General features: G+C 65.3%; 22 protein-coding genes. 14 read left to right on the top strand and 8 right to left on the bottom strand.

The features are described 5' to 3' along the window. Position 1: 1 nt before the first annotated feature. A complete protein-coding gene (locus ACNJYD_RS05215; protein ID WP_439365595.1) occupies positions 2 to 772 on the bottom strand; it encodes a hypothetical protein in 771 nt (256 codons plus the stop codon). A 160-nt stretch (positions 773 to 932) separates the two neighbouring features. Continuing rightward, positions 933 to 2510: a cation:proton antiporter gene (locus ACNJYD_RS05220; RefSeq protein WP_172785116.1), complete on the bottom strand. Its 1578-nt coding sequence runs from the start codon at positions 2508 to 2510 to the stop codon at positions 933 to 935. 107 nt (positions 2511 to 2617) lie between these two features. Here ACNJYD_RS05220 and ACNJYD_RS05225 point away from each other — a divergent pair, with 107 nt between their 5' ends. The 5 genes from ACNJYD_RS05225 to ACNJYD_RS05245 all read left to right on the top strand — a co-directional run bounded on the left by ACNJYD_RS05225 (position 2618) and on the right by ACNJYD_RS05245 (position 8426). Then, positions 2618 to 3376, top strand: coding sequence for a tetratricopeptide repeat protein (locus tag ACNJYD_RS05225; RefSeq protein ID WP_260381938.1), 759 nt, complete (start codon positions 2618 to 2620; stop codon positions 3374 to 3376). 129 nt (positions 3377 to 3505) lie between these two features. Beyond that, positions 3506 to 4891 (top strand): tetratricopeptide repeat protein, encoded by a 1386-nt coding sequence (locus ACNJYD_RS05230; protein ID WP_439365596.1) that lies wholly within the window; start codon positions 3506 to 3508, stop codon positions 4889 to 4891. 190 nt (positions 4892 to 5081) lie between these two features. Continuing rightward, entirely contained in the window at positions 5082 to 6992 is a 1911-nt protein-coding gene (locus tag ACNJYD_RS05235; RefSeq protein ID WP_439365597.1) for a propionyl-CoA synthetase, read from the top strand. Positions 6993 to 7222: 230 nt separating this feature from the next. Then, entirely contained in the window at positions 7223 to 7492 is a 270-nt protein-coding gene (locus ACNJYD_RS05240; RefSeq protein WP_439365598.1) for a hypothetical protein, read from the top strand. A 187-nt stretch (positions 7493 to 7679) separates the two neighbouring features. Next, positions 7680 to 8426, top strand: a complete 747-nt coding sequence (locus ACNJYD_RS05245; protein ID WP_439365599.1) for an OmpW/AlkL family protein — start codon at positions 7680 to 7682, stop codon at positions 8424 to 8426. A 130-nt stretch (positions 8427 to 8556) separates the two neighbouring features. Here the strand turns inward: ACNJYD_RS05245 and ACNJYD_RS05250 are convergent, their stop codons facing one another. Further along, positions 8557 to 9252 carry a DUF1013 domain-containing protein gene (locus tag ACNJYD_RS05250; protein WP_172785110.1) on the bottom strand — a complete coding sequence of 232 codons (696 nt, stop codon included), beginning with the start codon at positions 9250 to 9252 and terminating at the stop codon, positions 8557 to 8559. A 265-nt stretch (positions 9253 to 9517) separates the two neighbouring features. On the opposite strand from ACNJYD_RS05250, the gene ispH reads away from it, so the two are divergent. The 3 genes from ispH to rnhA are packed head-to-tail and all read left to right on the top strand — an operon-like array spanning position 9518 to position 11937. After that, entirely contained in the window at positions 9518 to 10486 is a 969-nt protein-coding gene (gene ispH / locus ACNJYD_RS05255; protein ID WP_172785109.1) for a 4-hydroxy-3-methylbut-2-enyl diphosphate reductase, read from the top strand. Positions 10487 to 10492: 6 nt separating this feature from the next. After that, complete coding sequence (locus tag ACNJYD_RS05260; RefSeq protein WP_172785108.1) at positions 10493 to 11476, top strand: homoserine kinase; 984 nt, start codon at positions 10493 to 10495, stop codon at positions 11474 to 11476. Beyond that, positions 11473 to 11937, top strand: a complete 465-nt coding sequence (gene rnhA / locus ACNJYD_RS05265) for a ribonuclease HI (protein WP_212254030.1) — start codon at positions 11473 to 11475, stop codon at positions 11935 to 11937. Before ACNJYD_RS05260 ends, rnhA begins: the two co-directional genes overlap by 4 nt. Positions 11938 to 12047: 110 nt before the next feature. Here rnhA and ACNJYD_RS05270 read toward each other — a convergent pair whose 3' ends face one another. The 5 genes from ACNJYD_RS05270 to ACNJYD_RS05290 all read right to left on the bottom strand — a co-directional run bounded on the left by ACNJYD_RS05270 (position 12048) and on the right by ACNJYD_RS05290 (position 19247). Continuing rightward, positions 12048 to 12533 (bottom strand): peroxiredoxin, encoded by a 486-nt coding sequence (locus ACNJYD_RS05270; RefSeq protein ID WP_172785106.1) that lies wholly within the window; start codon positions 12531 to 12533, stop codon positions 12048 to 12050. 233 nt (positions 12534 to 12766) lie between these two features. After that, positions 12767 to 14452 (bottom strand): long-chain fatty acid--CoA ligase, encoded by a 1686-nt coding sequence (locus tag ACNJYD_RS05275; protein ID WP_439365600.1) that lies wholly within the window; start codon positions 14450 to 14452, stop codon positions 12767 to 12769. 188 nt (positions 14453 to 14640) lie between these two features. Continuing rightward, positions 14641 to 16128, bottom strand: coding sequence for a D-alanyl-D-alanine carboxypeptidase family protein (locus ACNJYD_RS05280; protein ID WP_212254032.1), 1488 nt, complete (start codon positions 16126 to 16128; stop codon positions 14641 to 14643). 191 nt (positions 16129 to 16319) lie between these two features. Next, positions 16320 to 18116 carry a glucan ABC transporter ATP-binding protein/ permease gene (locus tag ACNJYD_RS05285; protein WP_172785103.1) on the bottom strand — a complete coding sequence of 599 codons (1797 nt, stop codon included), beginning with the start codon at positions 18114 to 18116 and terminating at the stop codon, positions 16320 to 16322. An 81-nt stretch (positions 18117 to 18197) separates the two neighbouring features. Continuing rightward, the gene (locus ACNJYD_RS05290; protein WP_439365601.1) at positions 18198 to 19247 is read right to left on the bottom strand and encodes an ABC transporter substrate-binding protein; all 1050 of its coding nucleotides are present in this window, start codon (positions 19245 to 19247) and stop codon (positions 18198 to 18200) included. A gap of 226 nt (positions 19248 to 19473) precedes the next feature. Here ACNJYD_RS05290 and ACNJYD_RS05295 point away from each other — a divergent pair, with 226 nt between their 5' ends. From ACNJYD_RS05295 to ACNJYD_RS05320, 6 genes are all read left to right on the top strand, one after another. Beyond that, complete coding sequence (locus ACNJYD_RS05295; protein WP_172785101.1) at positions 19474 to 19833, top strand: hypothetical protein; 360 nt, start codon at positions 19474 to 19476, stop codon at positions 19831 to 19833. Between the two features lie 118 nt (positions 19834 to 19951). Further along, positions 19952 to 20356: a phosphoribosyl-ATP diphosphatase gene (hisE, locus tag ACNJYD_RS05300; RefSeq protein WP_172785232.1), complete on the top strand. Its 405-nt coding sequence runs from the start codon at positions 19952 to 19954 to the stop codon at positions 20354 to 20356. 67 nt (positions 20357 to 20423) lie between these two features. Next, positions 20424 to 21005, top strand: coding sequence for a YqaA family protein (locus ACNJYD_RS05305; protein ID WP_246570560.1), 582 nt, complete (start codon positions 20424 to 20426; stop codon positions 21003 to 21005). Positions 21006 to 21050: 45 nt separating this feature from the next. Continuing rightward, positions 21051 to 21590 (top strand): hypothetical protein, encoded by a 540-nt coding sequence (locus tag ACNJYD_RS05310; RefSeq protein WP_439365602.1) that lies wholly within the window; start codon positions 21051 to 21053, stop codon positions 21588 to 21590. Between the two features lie 30 nt (positions 21591 to 21620). Beyond that, the gene (locus ACNJYD_RS05315) at positions 21621 to 23021 is read left to right on the top strand and encodes an aspartate ammonia-lyase (RefSeq protein WP_260381948.1); all 1401 of its coding nucleotides are present in this window, start codon (positions 21621 to 21623) and stop codon (positions 23019 to 23021) included. A gap of 267 nt (positions 23022 to 23288) precedes the next feature. Further along, entirely contained in the window at positions 23289 to 24257 is a 969-nt protein-coding gene (locus ACNJYD_RS05320; RefSeq protein ID WP_439365603.1) for an NAD(P)H-dependent flavin oxidoreductase, read from the top strand. Positions 24258 to 24279 lie beyond the last annotated feature (22 nt).

A 24279-nucleotide genomic window follows, 5' to 3' on the forward strand; every position in this document is an offset into this window, starting at 1 on the left:
GCTACTGCGCCAGCGCCAGGATGCCGCCGGCGAACGAATGCCACGCCGCCGTTTCGCTGACCGGCCAGTTCAGCACCTTCACCGCCAAAAGCGCGAGCGTGCCGGTGATGTAGACCGGATGCACGCGCCCTTCGGTGCGCCAGTCGCGCACCATGGCGACGACGAGCAGAAGGGAGGCGACGACAGCCGGCGCGATCGTCACGGGCACCGGCGGCGGGCCGGGCGGTCCGGGAGGCGCGAGGAAGGTCAGGAACCAGCGCGCGATCGCGGCGTCGAGGATCGAGACCGCCGCGAGCAGCATCAGGCGCTTGTGAACCTCGGGCCTGCGCGTATTCATGATCGCCAGCACGAACACCACGGCGAAGAACGCGATTCCGCTCATCGGCACGATCGAGAAGGCGATGCCGGCGTCCTTCTGCCCGAGCGCGGCGGAATGCTGCATCACGTGGACCGAGGCGAGGAAACTGAAAATCGTCATCGCGGTCGCGAGCGATACGCCGGCAATGCCGAGCGAGCGGTGGTTGACCACGCGGCCGGAGGCCGCGAGCCAGGTCTGGAGCACGAAATACAGAGACCAGGTGAAGAACAAGAGTCCATGAAAATGAATCACCGGGCTTGCGGAGAATGTCCGGTGAGCGAGCGGCACCCAATAGGTCGGTGCGAAGCCGAGAAAGGCGGTGGCGGCGCAGGCCAGCGCCATGTGGAAATAAAAGTATCGTGCGGGCGACGCATCACGCGCGCGTACACGACGATCGTCGATCAAGGTCGTCATCAGGAGTGAGTCTGGGAAAGCGGGGTCCGGTTCAAACTCCGGGACGCTGTGTGTGACGAGGCGCACGTTGCTGAACGCACCAAACTCGCCGTCGCCCCCGATCTGCGCCCCTAGGGCTCGCTCGTCCGGGACGACCCCGAGTTTGTGTCGCGGAGCTGCCTCATCCGCCCGCGCTCAATTCTGCGCGATCGAGCTCCTCCTCGAGCCGATGAAACGCATCGTCGCCGATCACCTCGGTGGCGCGCAGATCGAAGATCGCCTTGCGCGCGGCCTCGATGGCGCGGCGGCGGAGGGGATCGGCGGGAAGTTCGCCGTTGCTGATGCCGCCGTTCGGATCGGTCTCGGTCTGCATCAGGATGGCGCGATATTCGAGCCGCAGGATTTCCGCCTCCTCCGACGGATCGCTCTCGATCGCATCGAGCGCAGCGCGATAGGCGACCGCGCGGCCGCGGGCGACCTCGATACCAACGGGATCGTCGTCCTTGAGGTTGAAAGCGAGGATCAGCGGCCGCAGCGTCAGGCCCTGGATCACCAGCGAGCCCAGCACCACCGCAAAGGCGATGAAGACAATGAAGTCGCGATAGGGAAAGTTTTCCGGCAGGGCAAAGGCGGTGGCGAGCGTGACGAGACCGCGCATGCCGCACCAGGAGATGATGAGCCCGCCCTTTGGCGAGGCCATCTGCTTCGGATCTTTAGGGCGATAGAGTCCCTGCGCGATCAGCACCCGGAGACTTGTGCGATAGAACGTCACCCAGAACAGGCGCACCAGGATCACCGTCAGCAGGATCCAGGCGGCGGCTACGCAATATTCCCAGCGCACGTCCGCGTCCAGCCGCGTCCAGATCGGCCGCATCTGCATGCCGATCAGCATGAAGGCGAGCACGTTGAGCACGAACACGGTCGTGTCCCACACGGCGTAGGACGGTACCCGCAGCCGCGCCGGGATGCGTGCCGGCGCGGTCCGTGCGACCGTGATGGCATAGACCACGATCGTGAGGATGCCGGAGAGGCCGAGATGCTCGGCGGCGATCCACACCAGGAAAGTGGTGGCGAACTGCACGATGATGGCGCTCGGCGCCTCCGTCACCCGCTCCATGAACAGCGGAATGATGCGGCCTGCGGCCAGACCCGCGATGACGCTGCCAACCAGCGCCAGCGCCATGGTCGGCGCGACCTGGCTCCAGGTCAGATGCTCTGTGGCGACCGCGCCGACGGCGATGCGATAGATCAGCAGCGCGCTGGCGTCGTTGAGCAGGCTTTCGCCTTCCAGCACTTTGACCATGCGATGGGGCAGCTTGACCTGGCTCAGGATCGCGACCGCAGCGGCCGCATCCGGCGGCGCCACGATGGCGCCGAGCGCGACCGCGGCGGCCCAGGGCATGTCGGGCATCAGCCGGTGCGCGACATAGGCGACGCCCGCCGTGGTCAAGCCGACCGCGGCGACGACCAGAGTCGAGACCGGAACCCAGTTGTTGCGAAGGTCGCGCAACGACGTGTCGAAAGCGGCATCGAGTAGGACCGGTGCGACAAAAAGCGCCAAGGCCAGGTCCGGCTCCAGCGCCCAGGACGGGCTCGAGGGCACAAAGGCGATCAGCGCGCCGCCGATGGCGAGAAAGGTCGGGTAGGGCACCTTGATCCGCCGCGCCAGCGCCGATAAGCCAACGGCGCCGAGCAGCAGCGCGATGATCCATTCGAATGTCGACACGATGATCCCCGAAGCCGATCTGAGCGGTGCCACAAGCTAGCACCAATCTTGCCGTATGATGGATAGTACGGCTTCAAGGCAAGACCGCTTCAAGACAACATCTTAAGAGGATGGACGGCAAGGTTTCGACCGCAACGAGCATGCGTTTTCTCATCCACCTGTTCGGCGCCGGGCTGCTCTACGCGCTCTCGCTCGCCCCGGCCGATGCCGCGACCGGCGGCGAGCCGGTGGCCGTGACGCCGGTCGATGTCGCGCCCTGCCTCGCGGCGGCCGCAGCCGACGACATGGACAAGGCGGCCACGGCCTGCGACGCCGTGATCGACAACGAGAAGACGGTGAAGGGCGACCTGATCAAGGCGCTGATCGCGCGCGGCGCGCTCTATGCGCGGCACGACCAGATCGACCGCGCCATCGCCGACGACAGCCGCGCTCTTCTGCTCGACCCCGGCCTTGCGGACATCTTGAACGCGCGTGGCGAGCTCTGGCTGAAGAAGGGCGACAAGCCGAAGGCGGTGCAGGATTTCGGCGCAGCGCTCAGGATCGATCCGAACCACGAGAAGGCCAAGGCCAATCACAAGGCGATGGCGCGCGAGATCGAGCGGATCGGCGCGCAGATGGCGGTCGCGGGCAAGCCCAGCTTCAATTGCGCGCGAGCGCGTCTGGCGGTGGAAAGGGCGATCTGCGGCAATCGCGAGCTCGCCGATCTCGATCGCGAGGTCTTTGCCTCCAATGCCCGTGCGATCCGTGAAGCGCGCAATGCGGCCGAGGCCAAAGCGCTCCAACGTGAGCAGGACGCGTTCATCGCGCGCCGCAACGCCGATTTCGGCCGCCCGGGGTACGACCTGAAGAAGGCGATGCAGGAGCGCTTGCAGCGGCTGAACGGGGTGGATGGGTATTGAGTCCTTCGCCTCTCCCCGCGTGCGGGGCGAGGGAGAGCAGGCACTGGCCGTCCCTGCCAGGCCCGGTTTGAACCCATCCCTTGCCAGCTGCGACAACGGTGAGAACCCGACGTCACGGAGCCCTATGTCATGTGCGGCACTCACGCCTCCGCGCAAGCGCTTTCGCCTGCCAAGATCTCGCTTCGCGCCCTATTCCTCGGCGCGGCAATCAGTCTCGCTCTCGCGGCCCCCGCCGCGGCGAGCACCGAGTGCGTGCTGGGGAGCAAGGCTGACCCGGCCGAGCTGATCCCGGCATGCAGCGCCATCATCGACCAGACCGCCAATCCGGCCGCCGAACGCAGCGCGGCGCTCGTTGCGCGCGCCGACGCCAATGCACGGACCTCCGGCGGCCAGTCCCAGGCGCTGCGGGATCTGGACCGCGCCATCGCGCTCGACGGCAAGAACGCGAAGGCCTGGCGCGTGCGCGGCGACCTCCTGCGCGAGGCCGGCGGCGATCTCAACCGCGCCGCGGCGGATCTGACCAAGGCGATCGAGCTCGACCCTCGGGATGCCGAAGCTTACGAGCTGCGCGGCGTCGTCTACACCAATCAGCGCCGGCTCGACCGCGCGCTCGCCGATTACGACCAGGCGATCAAGCTGAAGCCGGACGATGCGCAAGCCTGGTCCGACCGCGGCGTGGCCTATTATCTCGGCGGCGACAACGAGAAGGCGATCAGGAATTTCGACGAGGCGCTGCGGCTCGATCCAAACCGCGCGCGCACCTACACCAATCGCGGCGCGGCCTACAAGAAGCTCGGCCAGCTCGACAAGGCGGTCGCCGACGACGGCGAGGCGATCAGGCTCGACCCGAAGGTGCCGGAATATTACGACAATCGCGGCCTGACTTATGCTGCGATGGGCGAGTACGACAAGGCGATCGCCGATTACGACCAGGCGATACGACGGGAGCAGCGCGCCAATTTCCTGACCAACCGCGGCGATTCATACCAGTTCAAGGGCGAGCTCGGGGCGGCGCTGAGCGACTACGAGGCTGCGCTCAAGCTCGATCCGAATTTCGCGAAGACCTACAACAACCGCGCCGTGCTCTACAAGAAGATGGGCGAGCGGAAGAAGGCGCTGGCCGATTATGAGACGGCGCTGAAGCTGGATCCCGGCAACGAGAATGCGGCGAACGGCCGCCGGGTCATGATCGCCGAGATCGCGAAGTTCGGCGCCGAGCCCCCGCGTGCCCTGAATGCAGAAGCGGGCAACGGCCCGTCCTTCGATTGCGCCACTGCCAAGCGCGAGGTCGAGAAGGTGATCTGCGCCGATGCTCAGCTCGGCGTGCTCGATCGCCAGATTGCCGAGACCTATGAACGCGTGCTGAGGGCCTCCAAGGGACGTTCCGCCAGCGACCTGCGCAAGACCCAGCGCGCGTTCCTCACCACGCGCAATGCAAGCTTCCGCCGCCCCGGCTACGATCTGAAGAAGATCATGCAGGACCGCTTGCAGCGGCTGAACGCGATGGAGAGCTGAAAGCCCGTTCTTCGCCCTTGCCCTGCAAGAACGGGGACAGGGAGAAGACGCGTTCTTTTCGGCTTGAACCGCGGCCCGTTCCCGGGAAAATACCCGTCAAACAAGGCCGGCAATTGATCCTGGTCATGGCGGGACGCTCGTCCTGTCGTCAGGTCAGGGCTAGGCGAACAAAGGGAACGGGAGCGCGGGCATGAACGTCCAGGGCAAAAGCAGCTATCACGAGGTCCACGCGCGTTCGCTGGCGGATCCGGAAGGGTTCTGGGCCGAGGCAGCCAAGGACATCGACTGGATCGAGCCTGCGAAACAGATCTTCGATCCCTCGCAAGGAACCTACGGCCGCTGGTTTGCCGGAGGCGTCGTCAACACCTGCTACAACGCCCTCGACCGCCACGTCGAACGCGGACGTGCCGACCAGGTCGCGCTGATCCATGATTCGCCGCTGACGGGTTCGGTCACCAAGCTCACCTATGCCGAACTGCTGAACGAGGTCCAGGCGCTCGCCGCAATCATGCAGGATTTCGGCGTCGCCAAGGGCGACCGCGTCATCCTCTATATGCCGATGGTGCCGGAGGCGGTGGTCGCGATGCTCGCCTGCGCGCGGCTCGGTGCGGTGCACTCGGTGGTGTTCGGCGGCTTTGCCGCAAAGGAGCTTGCCACCCGCATCGACGATGCGCAGCCCAAGCTGATCCTGTCCGCCAGCTGCGGCATCGAGCCGGGCCGCATCGTGCAGTACAAGCCCCTGCTCGACGAGGCGATCAGGCTTGCCGGCAGCAAGCCGAAGGCCTGCATCGTATTGCAACGCCCGCAGCTCACCTGCGAGATGACGCCGAGCCGCGATTACGACTGGGCCAGCCTGCGCCGCAAGGCGCTGAACGACGGCAAGCGCGCGGCTTGCGTGCCCATCGCCGCGACGGACCCGCTCTACATCCTCTACACGTCGGGCACGACCGGCGTGCCGAAGGGCGTCGTGCGCGACAATGGCGGGCATCTCGTCGCGGTGAAATGGTCGATGTTCAACCTCTATGGCGTCAAGCCGGGCGAGGTCTGGTGGTGCGGCTCCGATATCGGCTGGGTGGTCGGCCACAGTTACATCGTCTACGGCCCGCTGCTGCACGGCGCGACCACGATCATGTACGAGGGCAAGCCGGTCGGCACGCCCGACGCCGGCGCGTTCTGGCGCGTGATCTCCGAGCACAAGGCGGTCGCCTTCTTCACCGCTCCGACGGCCTTCCGCGCCATCCGCAAGGACGACCCGGAAGGGAAATTCATCAGGCAGTACGATCTCTCGAAATTCCGCACCCTGTTCCTCGCCGGCGAGCGTGCCGATCCGCCGACCGTGGAATGGGCGGAGCAGCAGCTGAAGGTGCCGGTGATCGACCATTGGTGGCAGACCGAGACCGGCTGGTGCATCGCCGGCAATCCGGTCGGCCTCGGCATGCTGCCGGTGAAGCACGGCTCGCCGACGGTGCCGATGCCGGGCTACCAGGTCGATGTCGTCGATGAAGCGGCAAAGCCGGTCGGCCCCAACACCATGGGCTCGATCGTCATCAAGCTGCCGATGCCGCCGGGCTGTCTGCCGACGCTGTGGAATCAGGACGCGCGCTTCAAGGAAGCGTACTTGAGCGAATTCCCCGGCTATTACAAAACCTCCGACGCCGGCTACAAGGACGAGGACGGCTATGTCTTCGTGATGGGCCGCACCGACGACATCATCAACGTCGCCGGCCATCGTCTCTCCACCGGCGGCATGGAGGAGATCCTGGCCTCGCATCCCGATGTCGCCGAATGCGCCGTGCTCGGCGTCAAGGACGCGATCAAGGGCGAGGTGCCCTGCGGTTTCCTGGTGCTGAAAGCGGGCGTGAAGCGCCCGCCCGCCGAGATCGAGAGGGAGATCATCGCGCTGGTGCGCGACAAGCTCGGCCCGGTCGCCGCGTTCAAGCTCGCCATCACCGTCGGCCGCCTGCCCAAGACGCGCTCCGGAAAGATCCTGCGCGGCACCATCAAGAAGATCGCCGACGGCGAATCCTGGACCATGCCGGCGACGATCGAGGATCCCAAGGCGCTCGACGAGATCGGCGAGGCGCTGAAGGGAAGGGTGTGAGGAAGTTCTGCGGTCATACGGGCGAGGCGCGAGGTCGTCCCCAACTCAACTGTCATCACCCGCGGAAGCGGGTGATCCAGTACCCCGCGGCGATTGTGTGAGCCAATGACCGCCGCGGCGTACTGGATTCCCCGCCTGCGCGGGGAATGACAGCGAGCGTGGAACGGCGCCCGGGGACTTACAATCTCCTCATTCCGCGCTAAACAGGGGCGGTCAACAAGGGACCCTCGATGCCACTTGCCGCCGCGCCACGCCTGCTGACCGCCTTAGCTCTCGCCATCGCTCTCTCCGCCTGCTCGGCGCGCTACCAGACGCCGGTGGCAGTGGGCGGTGACGATGACGACGCGGTGTGCCAGAGCCGCGGCTACGCCCAGGGCTCGCCGGAATACGTGACCTGCCGCAAGGACCGCGACGTCCAGCGCAACGCCGCCACCGCGCGCGCCGACCGTCGCCAGCGCGATCTCGGCGAGTACATGTTGAACAACCCCGTGCGCCCATGATGTGAGCTGCGGCACTATGTTGCCGCCCGCTTCGGATTCGCGCCTTCCGTGACACATCTGCAACGCCGGGGGTCAAATCGCGTCGCGATGGTCCTGGTTTGATCGGCATCAAATCCTTCCCCGTCCTCTTTCTGCTCTGACGCTGATGTCGCGCAACGATGCGCGGACATGGTTGAAGGGGATTGCAATGGATGGAACGATAAGAAACTTGGCGCGGATCGCGACACTCGGCGCGCTGCTCGTGGGCACGCTTGCATCAGTGCAGGCCGCAGATCTGCCGGCCTACAAGAAGGCGCCGCCGCCGGCGGAGGCGTTCAATCCGTGGATGGTGCGCCTGCGGGTGCTCGGCGTGTTGCCGGATGCGGGCGGGAGCACCGTCAATGTCGCGGGCGTGCCTTCGCTGTCGTCGCCGAATTCAGGTCTGTCGATCAGCGACCAGGTCGTCCCCGAGCTCGACATCAGCTATTTCTTCACCAAGAACATAGCGGCCGAGCTGATCCTGGGCGTGACCAGACATTCGATCAGCGGCACCGGCTCGCTCGCGAACCTGCCGATCGGCAAGACCACGCTGCTGCCGCCGACGCTGACGCTGCAATATCACTTCGACCAGTTCGGCGCGCTCAAGCCGTATGTCGGCGCGGGCGTGAACTACACCGTGTTCTTCAACAATTCCGCCGCCAACGTGCCGGCGGCCATCGTCGGACCGCCCGCGATCGTCGCCACCGCAACGAACCTGCACGTCAGCAATGCCTGGGGCGGTGCCGTCCAGTTCGGCTTCGACTACATGATCGACCGGCACTGGGGTCTCAACGTCGACGTCAAGAAGCTCTGGCTGCGCCCGAACTACAGCGCGACCGTCTCCGGCCTGCCGGTCACCGGCACAGCGCATATCGATCCCTGGCTGGTCGGCGCCGGCGTGACGTACAAGTTCTGAGGGGACGACGCCGAGGGTGTGGCAACGGCCCGCCCTTCTCAAGCCGGGGAGACCACACACCCAAACGAAACGCGGCAGGTTTTCCTGCCGCGTTTTGCTTTGTGTTCGATCGCGAACGAAGAGAGGGGTCTTACTCCTCCTCTTGGTCCTGCTTCTTTCCGCCGAGCGTCTTCAGCTTGGCGAACACGGCGTCGACGTTGAGGTCGTCGCTCGATCGCTCGGCAGGCTCGAACTCGTCTTTCTTGGTGGTCTCGGACGCCGGCAGCAGGGTGGCGCCGCCATAGGCTGCGTCGATCGGCTTTTCCTTCGCCGCGCGCTGCACCTCGAAATCGAGCTCGATCTGCGAGCACAGGCCGAGGGTGACCGGGTCGATCGGGGTCAGCGACGAGGTGTTCCAGTGGGTACGGTCGCGCACGCTGGCGATCGTGCTCTTGGTGGTGCCGACCAGGCGCATGATCTGGGCGTCCTTGAGCTCCGGATGGTTGCGCAGCAGCCAGAGGATGGCGCTCGGGCGCTCATGGCGGCGCGAGACCGGGGTGTAGCGCGGGCCCTTGCGCTTGGGCTGGGGCGGCAGCACCACCTTGCTCTCCTGGAGGCGGAGCCGGTAGTCCGGGTTCTTCTCGCCCTTCTCGATCTCCTCGCGGGTCAGCTGGCCGTTGGAGAGGGGATCCATGCCCTTGATGCCCTGGGCGGCGTCGCCGTCGGCGATGGCGCGCACCTCGAGGGGATGCATCTTGGTGAAATCGGCGACCTGATCGAAGGTCAGCGCGGTGTTGTCGAGCAGCCAAACGGCGGTCGCCTTGGGCATCAGAGGTGCGTTGCTCATGGCAAATCTCCTTTGTGCTTCGCCCACCCCTCTGGAGGCGAAACCGGTGGTCATCAGCGATGACAGGGAATTCGCGCTATATAAGCCCGGAGGGGGTAGCCATGCAATGGTTCTGCTATAGATAGTGCCTTGACACCGCCCGAAAGGGGGCCCAATTCCCTTTGAACCGCTGTAGGGTTCAAGCCGACAGTTTTAAGCCTAATTCCCATCCATCGACCGCCCCCGCCAGAAGGCGAAACGGGTGATTCGGTCCCGAGATCGCTCAATGTCAGCCAAACCAGACCTCAAGATCGTGCTTTGTTCTCCCCGCGGCTTTTGTGCCGGGGTGGTCCGGGCGATCGACACCGTGGAACGGGCGCTCGATAAGTACGGTGCCCCCGTCTATGTTCGCCACGAGATTGTGCACAACAAGTACGTCGTCGATGGGTTGAAGAAGAAGGGCGCCATCTTCGTCGAGGAGCTCGCCGAAATCCCCGAAAACACCACCGCCCCGGTGGTGTTCTCGGCCCACGGCGTGCCGAAGTCGGTTCCGGCCGACGCCCAGTCCCGCAACCTGTTCTCGCTGGATGCGACCTGCCCGCTCGTGACCAAGGTGCATCGCGAGGCCGCGATCCACTTCAAGCGCGGCCGCGAGATCTTCCTGATCGGCCATTCCCACCATCCCGAGGTGGTCGGCACGCTCGGCCAGCTGCCGCCCGGCGCCGTGACCCTGATCGAGACCGCCGAGGACGCCAAGACCATCACGCCGAAGGATCCCAACAACCTCGCCTTCGTGACCCAGACCACGCTGTCGATCGACGACACCGCGGAGATCGTCGCGCTGCTCAAGGAGCGCTTCCCGAACATCAACGGGCCGCACAAGGAAGACATCTGCTACGCCACCACCAACCGCCAGCTCGCGGTGAAGAAGGTGGCGCCGGTGGTGGACGCGCTCATCGTCGTCGGTGCCCCCAATTCGTCGAACTCGCAGCGCCTGCGCGAGGTTGCCGAGCGCGAGGGCTGCAAGATCGCGGTGCTGGCGCAGCGCGCCGCCGACCTCGACTGGGGCAGGTTCGGCAACATCAAGAGTCTCGGCATCACGGCGGGCGCGTCGGCGCCGGAGGTGATCGTCGAGGAGATCATGGACGCCTTCGCCGAGCGCTACACGCTGCACGTGGAGACGGTCTCGGCCGCGGAGGAGAATGAGTTCTTCCCGCTGCCGCGTCAGGTGCGCCCCGAAGCTGCCGCCGAGTAGACCTTTATGGCGGTCTACACCGACGTCGCCGCCGACGAGCTTGCGGATTTCCTGAAGCAATACGATCTCGGCGAATTGCTCTCCTACAAGGGCATCGCCGAGGGCGTCGAAAACTCCAACTTCCTGCTGCACACGAGCAAAGGCTCGTTCATCCTCACGCTCTACGAAAAGCGCGTGGCGAAGAACGATCTGCCGTTCTTCCTCGGACTGATGACGCACCTCGCCGAGCACGGCGTCAATTGTCCGCTGCCCGTGCGGGGACGCGACGGCGAGGCGTTGCGCGAGCTCGCAGGCCGGCCCGCCGCGATCATCACCTTTCTCGAAGGCGTCTGGCCGCGCAAGCCGAACGCGACCCATTGCGCCGGGGTCGGCGAGGGGCTGGCCCGGATGCATCTGGCCGGCGCCAATTTCGCGGTTCGGCGCGCCAATGCGCTGTCGGTCGCGGGCTGGCGGCCGCTGTTCGATGCGGCTTCGAACCGTGCCGACGAGGTGCAGCCGGGGCTGCGCGCCTTCCTCGCCGCCGAGCTCGACCATCTCTCGAGCGGGATCTGGCCGAGCAACCTGCCCGAAGGCGTGATCCATGCCGACCTCTTCAACGACAACGTCTTCTTCCTCGGCGACAAGCTCTCGGGGATCATCGATTTCACCTTCGCCTGCTACGACATGCTGGCCTATGACGTCGCGATCTGCCTCAACGCCTGGTGCTTCGAGCCTGATCATTCCTTCAACGTCACAAAGGCGCGCGCCTTCCTCAACGCCTATGGCCGCGTGCGCCAGCTGAGCGAAGCCGAAGAGGCCGCGCTGCCGCTGTTGGCGCGCGGCGCCGCCATCCGCTTCCTGCTGACGCGGCTGGTCGACTGGCTCAACGTGCCGCCGGGCGCGCTGGTCAAGCCGAAGGACCCGCTGGAATATGTTCGCAAGCTGCGCTTCCACCAGAGTGTGACGAGCGTGCGCGACTACGGGTTGACGCCGTCGGGGCTGGTGGCGTGAGCGAGCTTCCCAATGTCACGATCTATACCGACGGCGCCTGCTCGGGAAATCCCGGGCCGGGCGGCTGGGGCGCGATCCTGAAGTTCGGCGACAAGGAGAAGGAGCTGAACGGCGGCCAGCCGCACACCACCAACAACCAGATGGAATTGATGGCGGCGATCTCGGCGCTCGAAGCGTTGAAGAGGCCGTGCACGGTCGATCTCTATACCGACAGCCAGTATGTCCGGCAGGGCATCACCGGCTGGATCTTCGGCTGGAAGCGCAACGGCTGGCGTACCGCCGACAAGAAGCCGGTGAAGAACGTCGAGCTATGGCAACGCCTCGACGCCGCGCTGAAGCAGCACGAAGTCCGCTGGCATTGGGTCAAGGGCCACGCTGGCCACCCCGAGAACGAGCGCGCCGATCAGCTCGCTCGCGACGGCATCGCCATGGCGCGGTTGCAGCAGCGGGTGAGGGAGTAGGTGTCATTCCGGGGCGCCCGAAGGGCGAGCCCGGAATCCATTCCTCTACGCGTTGTGACGTGAGATGGATTCCGGGCTCGCGCTGCGCGCGCCCCGGAATGACCAGAGTCTTACAACTGCCCGAGCAACGTATCTCCGCCCGACACCTCGACCTTGCCGGGCATCGCCTCGAGGTTCAGCTTCTTGACCACGCCGTCTTCAATCAGCATCGAATAGCGCTTGGAGCGGATGCCGAGGCCGTTGGCGGAGGCGTCCAGTTCCATGCCGATCGCCTTGGTGAAGTCGGCATTGCCGTCGGCGAGGAAGATCGCCTCGTCGCGCTGGTCGGTGTCGCGCTTCCAGGCGTTCATGACGAAGGCGTCGTTGACCGAGACGATGGCGATGGTGTCGACGCCCTTGTCCTTCATGGCATAGGCGTTGAGGAAGATGCTCGGCAGATGCATCTTGTGGCAGGTGCCGGTATAGGCGCCGGGCACCGCGAACAGCGCCACCTTCTTGCCCTTGAAGACGTCGTCGGTGGTCTTCACCTGCGGGCCTTCCGCCGTCATCACGCGGAATTTCGCCTCGGGCAGCTTGTCGCCAATCTGGATCGCCATCGTCGTTTCTCCATGGAAATGGGCCGGGGGCTGTTCTAGAGCATTTTACCGCCGGAGGGAAACGGCTTCACCGCGCTGTGATGAGGCGACGGTCGCAATTTTCTCGTCATTGCGAGGAGCTCTTGCGACGAAGCAATCCAGACTGTCTCTGCGGAAATAACTCTGGATTGTTTCGCTACGCTCGCAATGACGATGGGGCGCGTGGGCGCGCCCCATCGAGCCGAAGCGCGCCTTTAAGCCGCTTCCGCCTTCTTCTCGTCGCGGAGTTGCCGGCGCAGGATCTTGCCGACATTGGTCTTCGGCAGGTCGTTGCGGAATTCGATGTGCTTGGGCACCTTGTAGCCGGTGAGCTGCTCGTGACAGAACTTGATCACGGCTTCGGCGGTGAGGTTCGGGTCCTTCTTCACCACGAAGGCCTTCACCGCTTCGCCGGACTTGGAATCGGGGATGCCGATCACGGCGCATTCGAGCACGCCCGGATGGCTCGCGATCACTTCCTCGATCTCGTTCGGATAGACGTTGAAGCCCGAGACCAGGATCATGTCCTTCTTGCGGTCGACGATCTTGGTGTAGCCCTTCTCGTCCATCACGCCGATGTCGCCGGTGCGGAAAAAGCCGTCCGCGGTCATCACCTTGGCGGTCTCCTCCGGCCTGTTCCAGTAGCCGGACATCACCTGCGGGCCCTTGGCGCAGATCTCGCCGGCCTGGCCGAGCGGGACTTCGTTGCCGTCATCGTCGCGGATCGAGATGTAGGTCGAGGGCACCGGGATGCCGATCGTCCCGGTGAACTCGGTTGCCGTCGCCGGGTTGCAGGTCAGCGTCGGCGAGGTCTCCGACAGGCCGTAGCCTTCGGCAATGAAGCAGCCGGTGATCGCCTTCCATTGGTCGGCCACGGGGCGCTGCACCGCCATGCCGCCGCCGTTGGAGATCTTCAGCTTGGAGAAGTCGAGCTTCTTGAAGTCGGGATGGTGCATCAAGCCGTTGTAGAGCGTGTTCACGGCCGGGAAGCTGTTGACCGGGTATTTCGCCAGCTCCTTGACGAAGCCGGGGATGTCGCGCGGGTTCGGGATCAGCAGGTTGCAGCCGCCGGCGCGCACTGCGAGCAGATAACAGGCCGTCAGCGCGAAGATGTGATAGAGCGGCAGCGCGCAGACGATCATGAGCTGCTCGACATGCGGCGGCGCATTGAGCGCCGGCTGCAGCCAGGCGTCGTTCTGCAGGACGTTCGCGACGATGTTGCGATGAAGCAGCGTGGCGCCCTTGGAGACGCCGGTGGTGCCGCCGGTATATTGCAGGAAGGCGACGTCACCCGGCGACAGCTTCGGCTTGTTGAACGTCATGCCGCGGCCGGCGGACAGCGCGTCGTTGAAGGAGACCGAGCCTGGCAGCGACCAGGCCGGGACCATCTTCTTGACCCGGCGGACGACGAGGTTGACGATCACGCCCTTGAAGCCGAGCAGGTCGCCCATGCTGGCGACGATGACGTGCTTCACCTGCGTTCTCGCGATCACCTGCTCGACGGTGTGAGCGAAGTTCTCCAACACGATGATGGCTTCGGCGCCGGAATCCTTGAGCTGGTGCTCGAGCTCGCGCGGGGTATAGAGCGGGTTGACGTTGACCACCGCGAAACCGGCGCGCAGCACGGCGGCGGTTGCAACCGGATATTGCAGCACGTTCGGCATCATGATGGCGACACGCGCGCCGCGCTGCAGTCCGCGGCCTTGCAAGTACGCGGCGAGCGCGACCGACATCTGGTCGAGGTCGCGATAGCTGATCGACTTGTCCATGCAGATGAACGCCTTGCGGTCGGCGAACTTGGTGAAGCTCTCCTCCAGCAGGTCGACCAGCGATGCGTATTGCGTCGGCTCGATATCGGCGGGCACGCCGGGCGGATATTGCTTGAGCCAGATGCGCTCCATGGAAGACTCCCCTCATTGACCAGGGCCCGTTGTCCTCGGGCTTGCCTCGTTGCCGCCAGTATCCAGCTTGCCGGAACGGGTGGCAAGCCATCGTGGCTTAGGGCAAAGGTCGGGGTGTCGCTACTGGAATCGTCGCAAAACCCGCTGCCGCAGGTGCGAAGCGCGGGCTGGCTCAATTCCGAGAGGCGTTAACTGTTGTTCGCCGGCTTGGCGGCAGCGGCCGGCTTCGCAGCCTTGGGCTTGGCGGGCTTGGCGGCCTGGTCGCCGCTTGCAGGCTTCTCGGCAGGTTTGGCCGCATCGGGCTTGGCCGCAGCATGCTTGGCGCCGGCCGGCTTGGCAGCGGCCGGTTTGGCTGCGGTCTTGCCGTCGCCCTTGCCGTCAGCCTGCTTGGCGTCGGGCTTCACCGCCGCGGTCTTCGTGCCAGCCTCCTTGTTTCCCTCCTTGGGCTTGTCGGCGGCGTCTGGCTTCTTGGCGACGCGCGACTTCTTGCCACGCGGCTTGGACGCGGCCTGCTGGTCGGCATCGGCTGCGACCGCGGCGATCAGGGCCGTGCCGGTGCGGGTCGGACCGGTATAGACCTGCACGGGCTCTGTGGCCGCGGGGGCCGAGGCCATCAGCTCGGAAGCCTTCATCAGCGGCGGCTGCAGGCCGGCCGTGAAGAAGGTGAACTGGGCGGCGCCGCCGGTGGCGGAGGCGGATCCGGTCGCGCCGCCATTGGCAGCAATCAGCGCATCGTCGTCGTCGCTGGCCGGCCGCTTGCGGTTGGGTCCGCACATCTCGTCGCGCAGGTTCGGCGGCGTGGCATCGACCGGCACGAGATTGTCGACGGTGCCGAGCGAGGGGCGCAGCCAGGTGAGGTTGTCCTGAGCGAAGCCGCGCTCCAGCAGCTGCGCCGCCTTCACCGCGCGCGCCGTGCCGGAATTGGCGCCGAGCACCACCGCGATCAGCCGGCGGCCGTTGCGCGTGGCCGAGGCGACGAGGTTGTAGCCGGAGGCGCAGATGAAGCCGGTCTTGAACCCGTCGGCGCCGGGATAGCGGCCGATCAGCTTGTTGAAATTGCCGGTGACGCGCTTGCCGAAGCGGATCGCCGGGATGTGCACGAAGTACTCGTACTCCGGCAGGTCGCGCAGGAACGAGCGCGCCAAGATGCCGAGGTCGCGCGCCGAGGTGACCTGGCCTTCGGCGGGCAGGCCGTTCGGGTTGACGTAGCTCGTCTGGGTCATGCCGAGCTTCCTCGCGGTGTCGTTCATCACCGCGGAGAAGCCGTCGACCGAGCCGCCGACGCCTTCGGCGAGCACCACGGCCATGTCGTTCGCCGACTTGACCATCATCATCTTCAGCGCGTTGTCGACGGTGACCTGCGTTCCCGGGCGGAACCCCATCTTCGAGGGCGATTGCGAGGCCGCGGTTGGCGACACCGTGAGCAGCGTGTCGAGCGTCAGCCTGCCGTCCTTGACCGCCTTCAGCGTCACATAGGCTGTCATGATCTTGGTGACGGAGGCCGGATACCACGGAATGGTCGCGTTTTCGGCCTGCAACACCTTGCCGCTGTCGGCCTCGATCAGCAGGAGCGCTTCGGCGTCCGCCGCGCGCGGTGCGAGCAACGCGGCACAGGCGAGCGTCGCAGCGAACAGGTTGAACAGGGATTTGCGAAGCAGCGGGCGAAGGGCGTGCACTATCCGATTCCGGTCCTTGGAGATCCGCGCCCGAGAGGGTCGGTTCTCGTGATCTGATTGTCGGTTCTGAAATCCAGCGCCGCCGCTTGCGGCGTCGCAAACCTATACCGGCTGGTGCGTCGAGAATAGGGGCTTCGGGCGGGTATTCCGCAACGAAGTAGGCCGAATTTCGACGGTCCTCTCGGGACTTGCTAGGGGGATTTGGCAGCTGTCGCGGCAGCCTCGGCGGCCGTCACGCTGGCCCGCGCGTTCTCCTGCACCATGAACTGGGCCTTGGCCATCTCGGCAAAATGGCCGCCTTTGGCCACGAGTTCCTCGAAAGTTCCGGTTTCGATCACGCGTCCATTCTCGAACACCAGGATCCGGGTGGCGTTGCGGATGGTGGAGAGGCGATGGGCGATCACGAAGGTGGTGCGGCCCCTCATCACTTCGTCGAGAGCGGCATTCACCTTGACCTCGGTGACGGCGTCGAGCGCGGAGGTCGCCTCGTCCAGGATCAGGATCGGCGGGTCCTTCAGCAGGGCGCGGGCGATCGACAGCCGCTGCCGTTCGCCGCCGGAGAGCATGCGGCCGCGCTCGCCGGCATTGGTCTCGAAACCGCCGCTGCGCTCGATGAATTCCAGCGCCTGCGCGCGCTCCGCCGCCTTGCGCATCTCGGCCTCGGTCGCATCCGGCTTGCCGACGCGCAAATTCTCCGCGATCGAGCGGTTGAACAGCAGTGCTTCCTGGAACACCACGCCGATGTTCCGCCGCAGCGAGGTCAGCGTGACGCCGCGCACGTCCATGCCGTCGATCTTGATGACGCCGGATTGCGGATCGAAGGCGCGATGCAGGAGCGCAATCGCGGTCGACTTGCCTGCCCCTGTCGGGCCGACCAGCGCGATGGTCTGGCCCGGCAGCGCGGTGAAGGTGAGGTCCTCGATCGCCGGCCGCTTGCCGTCATAGGAGAACGTGACGTCGTTGAACTCGACGAGGCCCGACAGCCTGCCGGCATCGATTGCGTCGGGTCGGTCGTGCACCGCGGGCACGGCGTCGAGCACATTGAAGAACTCGCGCAGGCGCGGGGCTTCCATGAACACGCTGTTGATGAAGCTCACCACCTGCTCGAGCTTCTGGATCAGCAGCGTCGCGAAGCTCACGAACATCACGATCTCGCCGACCGAGGTCAGGCCCTGGTCGTGCAGCGCGATGCCGAGGGTGAAGATCGCCAGCACCGTGATGGTGGTGGACGCGCGCGTGATCACCGTGACCAGCGCCCACCACGACAGCACCGGCATCTGCGCGGCCAGCAGCTCGTCGGCGACCGAACGCAGTCCTTTGACCTCGGATTCGACGCGCACGAAGCTCTGCACCAGCGCGACGTTGCCGAGCGCGTCCGACGCGCGCGCGGAGAGCTCGCTGTAATGCTCCTCGACCTCCATCTGCATGCCGAAGGTCTTGCGCACAACGAAGGTGGTCAGGCCAGTGAAGACGATGCAGAGCACGAACAAGAGGATCGCCAGCCGCCAGTTCAGGTAGAGCGACAGCGGCAGCAGCACCAGGACCGAAAGGATCGCGGCAAAATGCTCGCGGAAGAAGCCGAGCCACAGCCGCCACAGCGCGTCCGTGCCGTTGAGCATGACCTTCATCAGCCGGCCGGAATGGGTGCCGGAGTGGAAGGTCAACGGCAGCTGCAGGATGTGCTCGAAATAATCGGTCAGCACCGCCTGGCGCTGGCGATGCGAGAGCCGGTCGGCCTGCAAGGCCACCAGCGCGCTGCAGACGATGGTGAACAGCCCGAACGCGACCCAGGCGGCCAGGAACGGCCAGGCCGAGCTCGAGCCGGCCACGGCCTTGCCCGAGAGCACGTCGACGATCCGGCCGAACAGCACCGGCTCGGCGAACTGCGATCCCGCCAGCAGGAGGTTGGCGACCGCGAGCACCCAGCCGAGCCGCGCCTCCTTGCCGAGCAGCTCGAGAACGCGGGTGTAGAGACGGAGAATGGACATGTGGGCGAGGACTCGGCGACGAGGGAGCCCACATTCTAAGCAGGGACCGCCGCGAGATACAGCGCAAGCTTGCAGTTTTGCTCAGTTGATCAGCCGCTCTGCCAGCGGCGGCAGGAACTGGTCGTCGAACACGTCGCGAAAAGCCGGCCGTTTGCGGAATTTGAAGTCCTGCGCGATCTGATCGATCGAGCGCTCCAGGCGCGCCGGATCGATGCCGCCAACGCCGTTGCGCTTGACCTCCTCGGTCAGGATGTTGTCGGCAAGGACGGCGCGCAGGCGCTCCAGCTCCAGATTGCGGTCGCCGTCGTCGATGCGGCTCGCGGCCTCCTCCGCCGCCCGCGCCGGCTCCCTGGCCGTCGCTTTGATGCCCGCGATCAAGGCGCGGACGAAGCCCTTCACCGCATCCGGCTTCAACGCGGCGAAGGCGGTGTTGGCCACCACGGCAAAGCCGTAGGCTTCGCAGCCGTAGTCGGCGTAGCGCAGCACGACGAGATCGGCTTCGGGCACGCCGCGATCGCGCAGGTTCACCGCCGAGAGGTAGCTGAAGCCGGCGACGGCATCGACCTGTCCTGCGGACAGGATCGGTTCGCGCACCGCGGCGCCGATCTTGTGGAATTTGACGTGCGATGCCTTGATGTCGTTCTGCTGCGCCAGTGCCGGCCACAGCCGCATCGATAGATCGCCGTCGGCAACGCCGACGGTCTTGCCATCGAGATCGGGCAGGACGCGGACACCGCGGCTCCTGCGCGCGACGATCGCGTAAGGCGCGCGGTCGAACAGCACGAACACGGCCCTGACCGGCGCCGCGTCGTCCTTGTCACGAAAGCGGATCAGCTCGTTGATGTCGACGAGCGCAAGCTCGCTGTCGCCTTTGGCGAGGCGTGCGAGCGCCTCCGGCGATCCGCTCGCGCTGTTGAAGGAGACGTTGAGACGCTCGGCGCCGAACCTGCCGTCCTTCGCCGCAAGGAAGAACGGCGCCATGCTCGCATCGATGGGACGGTCGAAGGTGAAGTGGATCGCAGTCGAGGGAGCGCCGCTCTCGGCCGCGATGGCCTTGGGCACACTCAATGCGGCGAACGGGATTGCAAGGGCCAGCAGGCACTGAAGGGCGATCGTCTTGAATCCGGACATCGGTCGCGCCGGCCCCGCATTGTTATGGTTTCGTGACGGCTTGCAGCGCCGGCCCGCGACGAGCGTGCGCGCGCGAACATGAACGGTGGATGAGCGGGCTTGCGGCATCGTTACGCAACCCCGTTCAGCTTGTGTTGGGGTTGGGGAACCTACTTAGGGGGCGAGTGTTTGACAGACATCAGCCTGTCGTCAGGCACAATCCGAGGTCCCAAGGAGGGTCCAGATCATGTTTGACAGCTTTTCGAAGTTCGTCGGCCGCAAGGCCGTTCTTGCCACGGCTGCCGTGGTGGCCCTGACCGCCGCTGCCCCCAGCGCCTCCTACGCGGGCGGCCGTCATTGGCATGGCGGTGGTGGCGGCGCCGCTGCTGCCGCGATGTTCGGCCTGGCCGCGACCGGCCTCGCGATCGCAGCCAGCCGCAATGCCTACGCCTATGATCCGGGTCCGGGTTACTATTACGAGGGCGGCCCGGTCTATTACAGCAGCCCCGGCTATGGTCCCTATTATTACGACTCCGGCAACCGCTACACCTATGGCGGCTACAAAAACCCCTGCGCCCACGGCTATTCCGGCTATAGCTGCTATTAACCGATCGGCCATACGTCATCGGCGAACAGGCCGTCGCGCTTGCCGCGGCGGCTTGTTTTTTGCTTATATTGCCGCGTGTTAACACGCCGGCCATTTGTTTCGAGTAGTTTTGAGTACCATGAGTGATTCGCTTGAGCGGCTATATCTGGCTGTGCTCGCGGCCAGAGATCTTGATCCGGCAACATCGCGCACAGCCCGGCTGTTTCAGCGTGGGCCCTCAAAAATGGCGAAGAAACTGGCCGAAGAAGCCATCGAGGTCGTCATCGATGCGGTCAATGGCGATAGTGAGGCCGTGATCCGGGAAAGTGCCGACCTGCTCTACAATCTCACCGTGCTGTGGGCTTCGGCCGGAGTACGCCCCGAGGACGTCTGGCGGGAAATGACGCGGCGGGAGGACATGCTCGGTATTGCCGAGAAACTGCCGAAGACGCCGGCGAAATTGCCCAAAGTCGCGTCACCGCGCATGGCCTCGCGGCGGCCTATTGTCGCGCTCGACGGCCGCGCCGCGCGCAAGCGCCACTGAAAACGTCACAAATCGCCCAAAAACTGGCGATGGACAAATCCGTCCCATGGTGCTTCATCGCGGCGCCATGCTGAAACGTATCTACGACTGGTGCATCGACGCCGCCCACAAGCCCTACGCGCTCTGGATCATGGGCATCGTGTCTTTCGCCGAAAGCTCCTTCTTTCCGGTCCCGCCGGATGTGATGCTGATCCCGATGTCGCTGGCGCGCCCGCAGCGCGCCTGGGTGTATGCAACGGTCTGTACCATCACCTCGGTGATCGGCGGCGTCGTCGGCTATGCCATCGGCGCGCTGCTGTTCGACTCGGTCGGCCAGTGGCTGATCCAGGTCTACGGCCTCGGTGACAAGGTCGACGCCTTCAGGGCCTCCTATGCCGAATGGGGGGCGGTGATCATCCTGCTCAAGGGGTTGACGCCGATCCCCTACAAGCTCGTCACTATCACCTCGGGCTTTGCCGGCTACAACATCATCCTGTTCATCCTGTGCTCGATCGTCGCGCGCGGCGGGCGCTTCTTCGTCGTCGCGATCCTGCTCAACCGCTATGGCGACTGGATCCGGGTTCGGATCGAGAAGCATCTCGGTCTCTGGGTTGCGATCGGCGCCGCGGTGCTGGTGCTCGGCTTCGTCATCGCGGTCAAGCTGATCTAGGGCGGCGGCTTTGCCGCCGCGCCGGCTTCGGTTACGGTTGCCGTCATGATGGTTCGATCCGGCAATCCGGCCGCACGGTCTGGGACGCTGATGTCGGCAGCGCTGCTGCTCCTTCTCGCGGCCGGCGGAACAGCCCGGCCGCAATCCGCCCCGCCGACGCTCGGCCTTCGGGAGCAGGGGGCGCAGGCCGCCCCGCCGCCGTCGACGCCCGCTCCATCGGCGCCGCCGGCAGCTGAGGAGAATCCCGGGCTGATCAACGAAATGGGCAAGCTGTTCGACAAGCTGCCCTCGATCCTGCCGCCGATCAAAAGCCCCAGCGAAACCATGGACGACCTGTCGCGGCTGGCCAAGCCCTCGACCATGGTGTCGGGGCGCGTGATCTGCCCGGTCTCTGCGAACGGCGCACCCGACTGCAAGCAGGCGGCCGACCAGCTCTGCCAGGGCAAGGGCTACAAGGAAGGCAAGAGCCTGAACGCCGATTCCGCGGAAAAATGCTCCGCCAAGGTCCTGATCCCCGGCCGGCAACGTAAGCCGGACGACTGCCGCACCGACACTTTCGTGACCAGCGCGCTGTGCCAGAACTGAAGGCCCTCGCGCGAGAACCAAGGAGCGCCCATGAGCCGTACGGAGCAGGACTTCCTCGGACAGCGCGAGATCGCCGACGACATCTATTACGGCGTCCAGACCATCCGGGGTAAGGAGAACTTCCACATCACCGGCATTCCGATGAACCAGGAGCCTTACTTCGTGAAGGCGCTCGGTTACGTCAAGAAGGCCGCCGCGATGGCCAATCGCGACCTCGGCGCGATCGACGCCAAGGTCGCGGACGCCATCATCCTCGGCTGCGACCGCGTCATCGCCGGCGACATGATGGATCAGTTCGTCACCGATTTCATCCAGGGCGGCGCCGGCACGTCGACCAACATGAACGCCAACGAGGTGATCGCGAACCTCGCGCTGGAATCGCTCGGCTTTGCCAAGGGCGACTACCAGCACGTCAGTCCGAACGATCACGTCAATTACGGCCAGTCCACCAACGACACCTATCCGACCGCCTTTCGCCTCGCCCTGATCCTGCGGCTCGAGAGCTACATGACGGCGCTGCGCCAGCTCCAGGAAGCCTTTTTCGCCAAGGGGCGCGAGTTCGACCGGGTGCTGAAGATGGGCCGCACCCATCTGCAGGATGCGGTGCCGATGTCGCTCGGCGCGGAATTCCGGGGCTGGGGCACCACGATCGGCGAGGAGGTCGACCGCATCTCGGAAGCGCGCGCGCTGCTGCGCGAGATCAATCTCGGCGCCACCGCGATCGGCACCTCCGTCACTGCGGCGGTCGGCTATCCCAAGCTCGCCGTCCGCCACCTCAGCGCGCTCACGGGCGTCGATTTCATCCTCGCCGGCGATCTCGTGGAGGCGACCTCCGACACCGGCGCCTATGTGCAGCTCTCCGGCGTGTTGAAGCGCACCGCGAGCAAGCTGACCAAGATCTGCAACGACATGCGCCTGCTCGCCTCGGGCCCGCGCGCCGGCTTCAACGAGATCAACCTGCCGCAGCTGCAGCCGGGCTCCTCAATTATGCCGGGCAAAGTCAACCCTGTGATCCCCGAGGTCGTCAACCAGACCAGCTTCCTCGTGATCGGGCTCGACACCACGGTGACGCTCGCGGCATCCGCCGGCCAGCTCCAGCTCAACGTGATGGAGCCGGTGATCTCGTTCGCGCTGTTCTTCTCGATCCGCACCATGGAGCGTGCGGTCAACAGCCTGCGCGAGAATTGCGTCGTCGGCATCACCGCCAACGAGGAGCACACCCGCAACATGGTGCTGAACTCGCTCGGCATCGTCACGGTGCTGAAGCCGCTGCTCGGCTACAAGCAATGCGCCGAGATCGCGCGCGAGGGCTACAAGAGCGGCAAGTCGCTGCACCAGATCGTGGTGGTCGAGCGCAAGCTGCTGACGCAGGAGAAGTGGGACGAGATGTTCTCGTTCGAGCGGCTGATCAATCCGGATCTGATCGGGTAGGGTGTCATCTGCAGCTCCCGCCGCGTCATTGCGAGGAGCCCTTGCGACGAAGCAATCCAGACCGTCTCCGCGGATACATTTCTGGATTGCTTCGCTTCGCTCGCAATGACGGGCGGGTAGACCTGGAAGGCCCGAATTCCGCTGCTTGGAATTGCGGTGGCCGCATCGGACACGGCGCCAAAACGCAATACTTGACAGTGGAAAGATTGCCTTGTTGGTATGGCTCCCAGCTTTCAATTCGACCGGCCAACAAAGGATCGTTCCGCAATGTCCATGCCTGCCTTGTTCAAGGGGCGCCTGTCGATCCCCGTGATCGGCTCGCCGCTCTTCATCATCTCGGTGCCCGATCTGGTGATCGCGCAGTGCAAGGCGGGGGTGGTCGGCTCGTTTCCGTCGCTGAACGCGCGGCCGCCGGAGCTGCTCGACGAATGGCTGGCGCGGATCACCGAAGCGCTCGCGGCCTATGACCGCGCCCATCCCGACAAGCCGTCGGCGCCGTTCGCGGTCAACCAGATCGTGCACAAGTCGAACAACCGGCTCGATCACGACATGCAGCTCTGCGCCAAGTACAAGGTGCCGATGATCATCTCCTCGCTCGGCGCCCGCGAGGAGCTGAACCAGGCCGTGCACGGCTGGGGCGGCATCGTCTTCCACGACGTGATCAACCAGAAATTCGCGCACAAGGCGATCGAGAAGGGGGCCGACGGCCTGATCCTGGTCGCGGCCGGCGCCGGCGGCCATGCCGGTACCATCTCGCCGCTGGCCTTCGTGGCCGAGACGCGCAAATGGTTCGACGGCCCGATCGCGCTGTCGGGTGCGATCGGCAACGGCAAGGCGATCCGCGCCGCGCGCATCTTGGGGGCCGACTTCGCCTATATCGGCTCGGCCTTCATCGCGACCAAGGAGGCCAATGCGGTCGAGAAGTACAAGGAGATGATCGCGGGCTCGAGCGCCGACGACATCGTCTATTCCAATCTCTTCACCGGCGTGCACGGCAATTATCTGAAGCCCTCGATCCTGGCCGCAGGCATGGACCCGGAAAACCTGCCGACGTCCGATCCCTCCAAGATGAACTTCGGCACCGACGCCTCAGGCGAGCGCGCCAAGCCGAAGGCCTGGAAGGAGATCTGGGGAAGCGGCCAGGGCATCGGCAGCGTCGAGGGCATCGTGCCCGCCGCCGAGCTGATCGCGCGCTTCAAGAAGGAATACGACGAAGCGATCGATCCGCCGCTGTGATCGCTCCCGGATCGAGTGCAGC

It is taken from the genome of Bradyrhizobium sp. SPXBL-02, from assembly GCF_051853065.1.
Classification (GTDB): domain Bacteria; phylum Pseudomonadota; class Alphaproteobacteria; order Rhizobiales; family Xanthobacteraceae; genus Bradyrhizobium.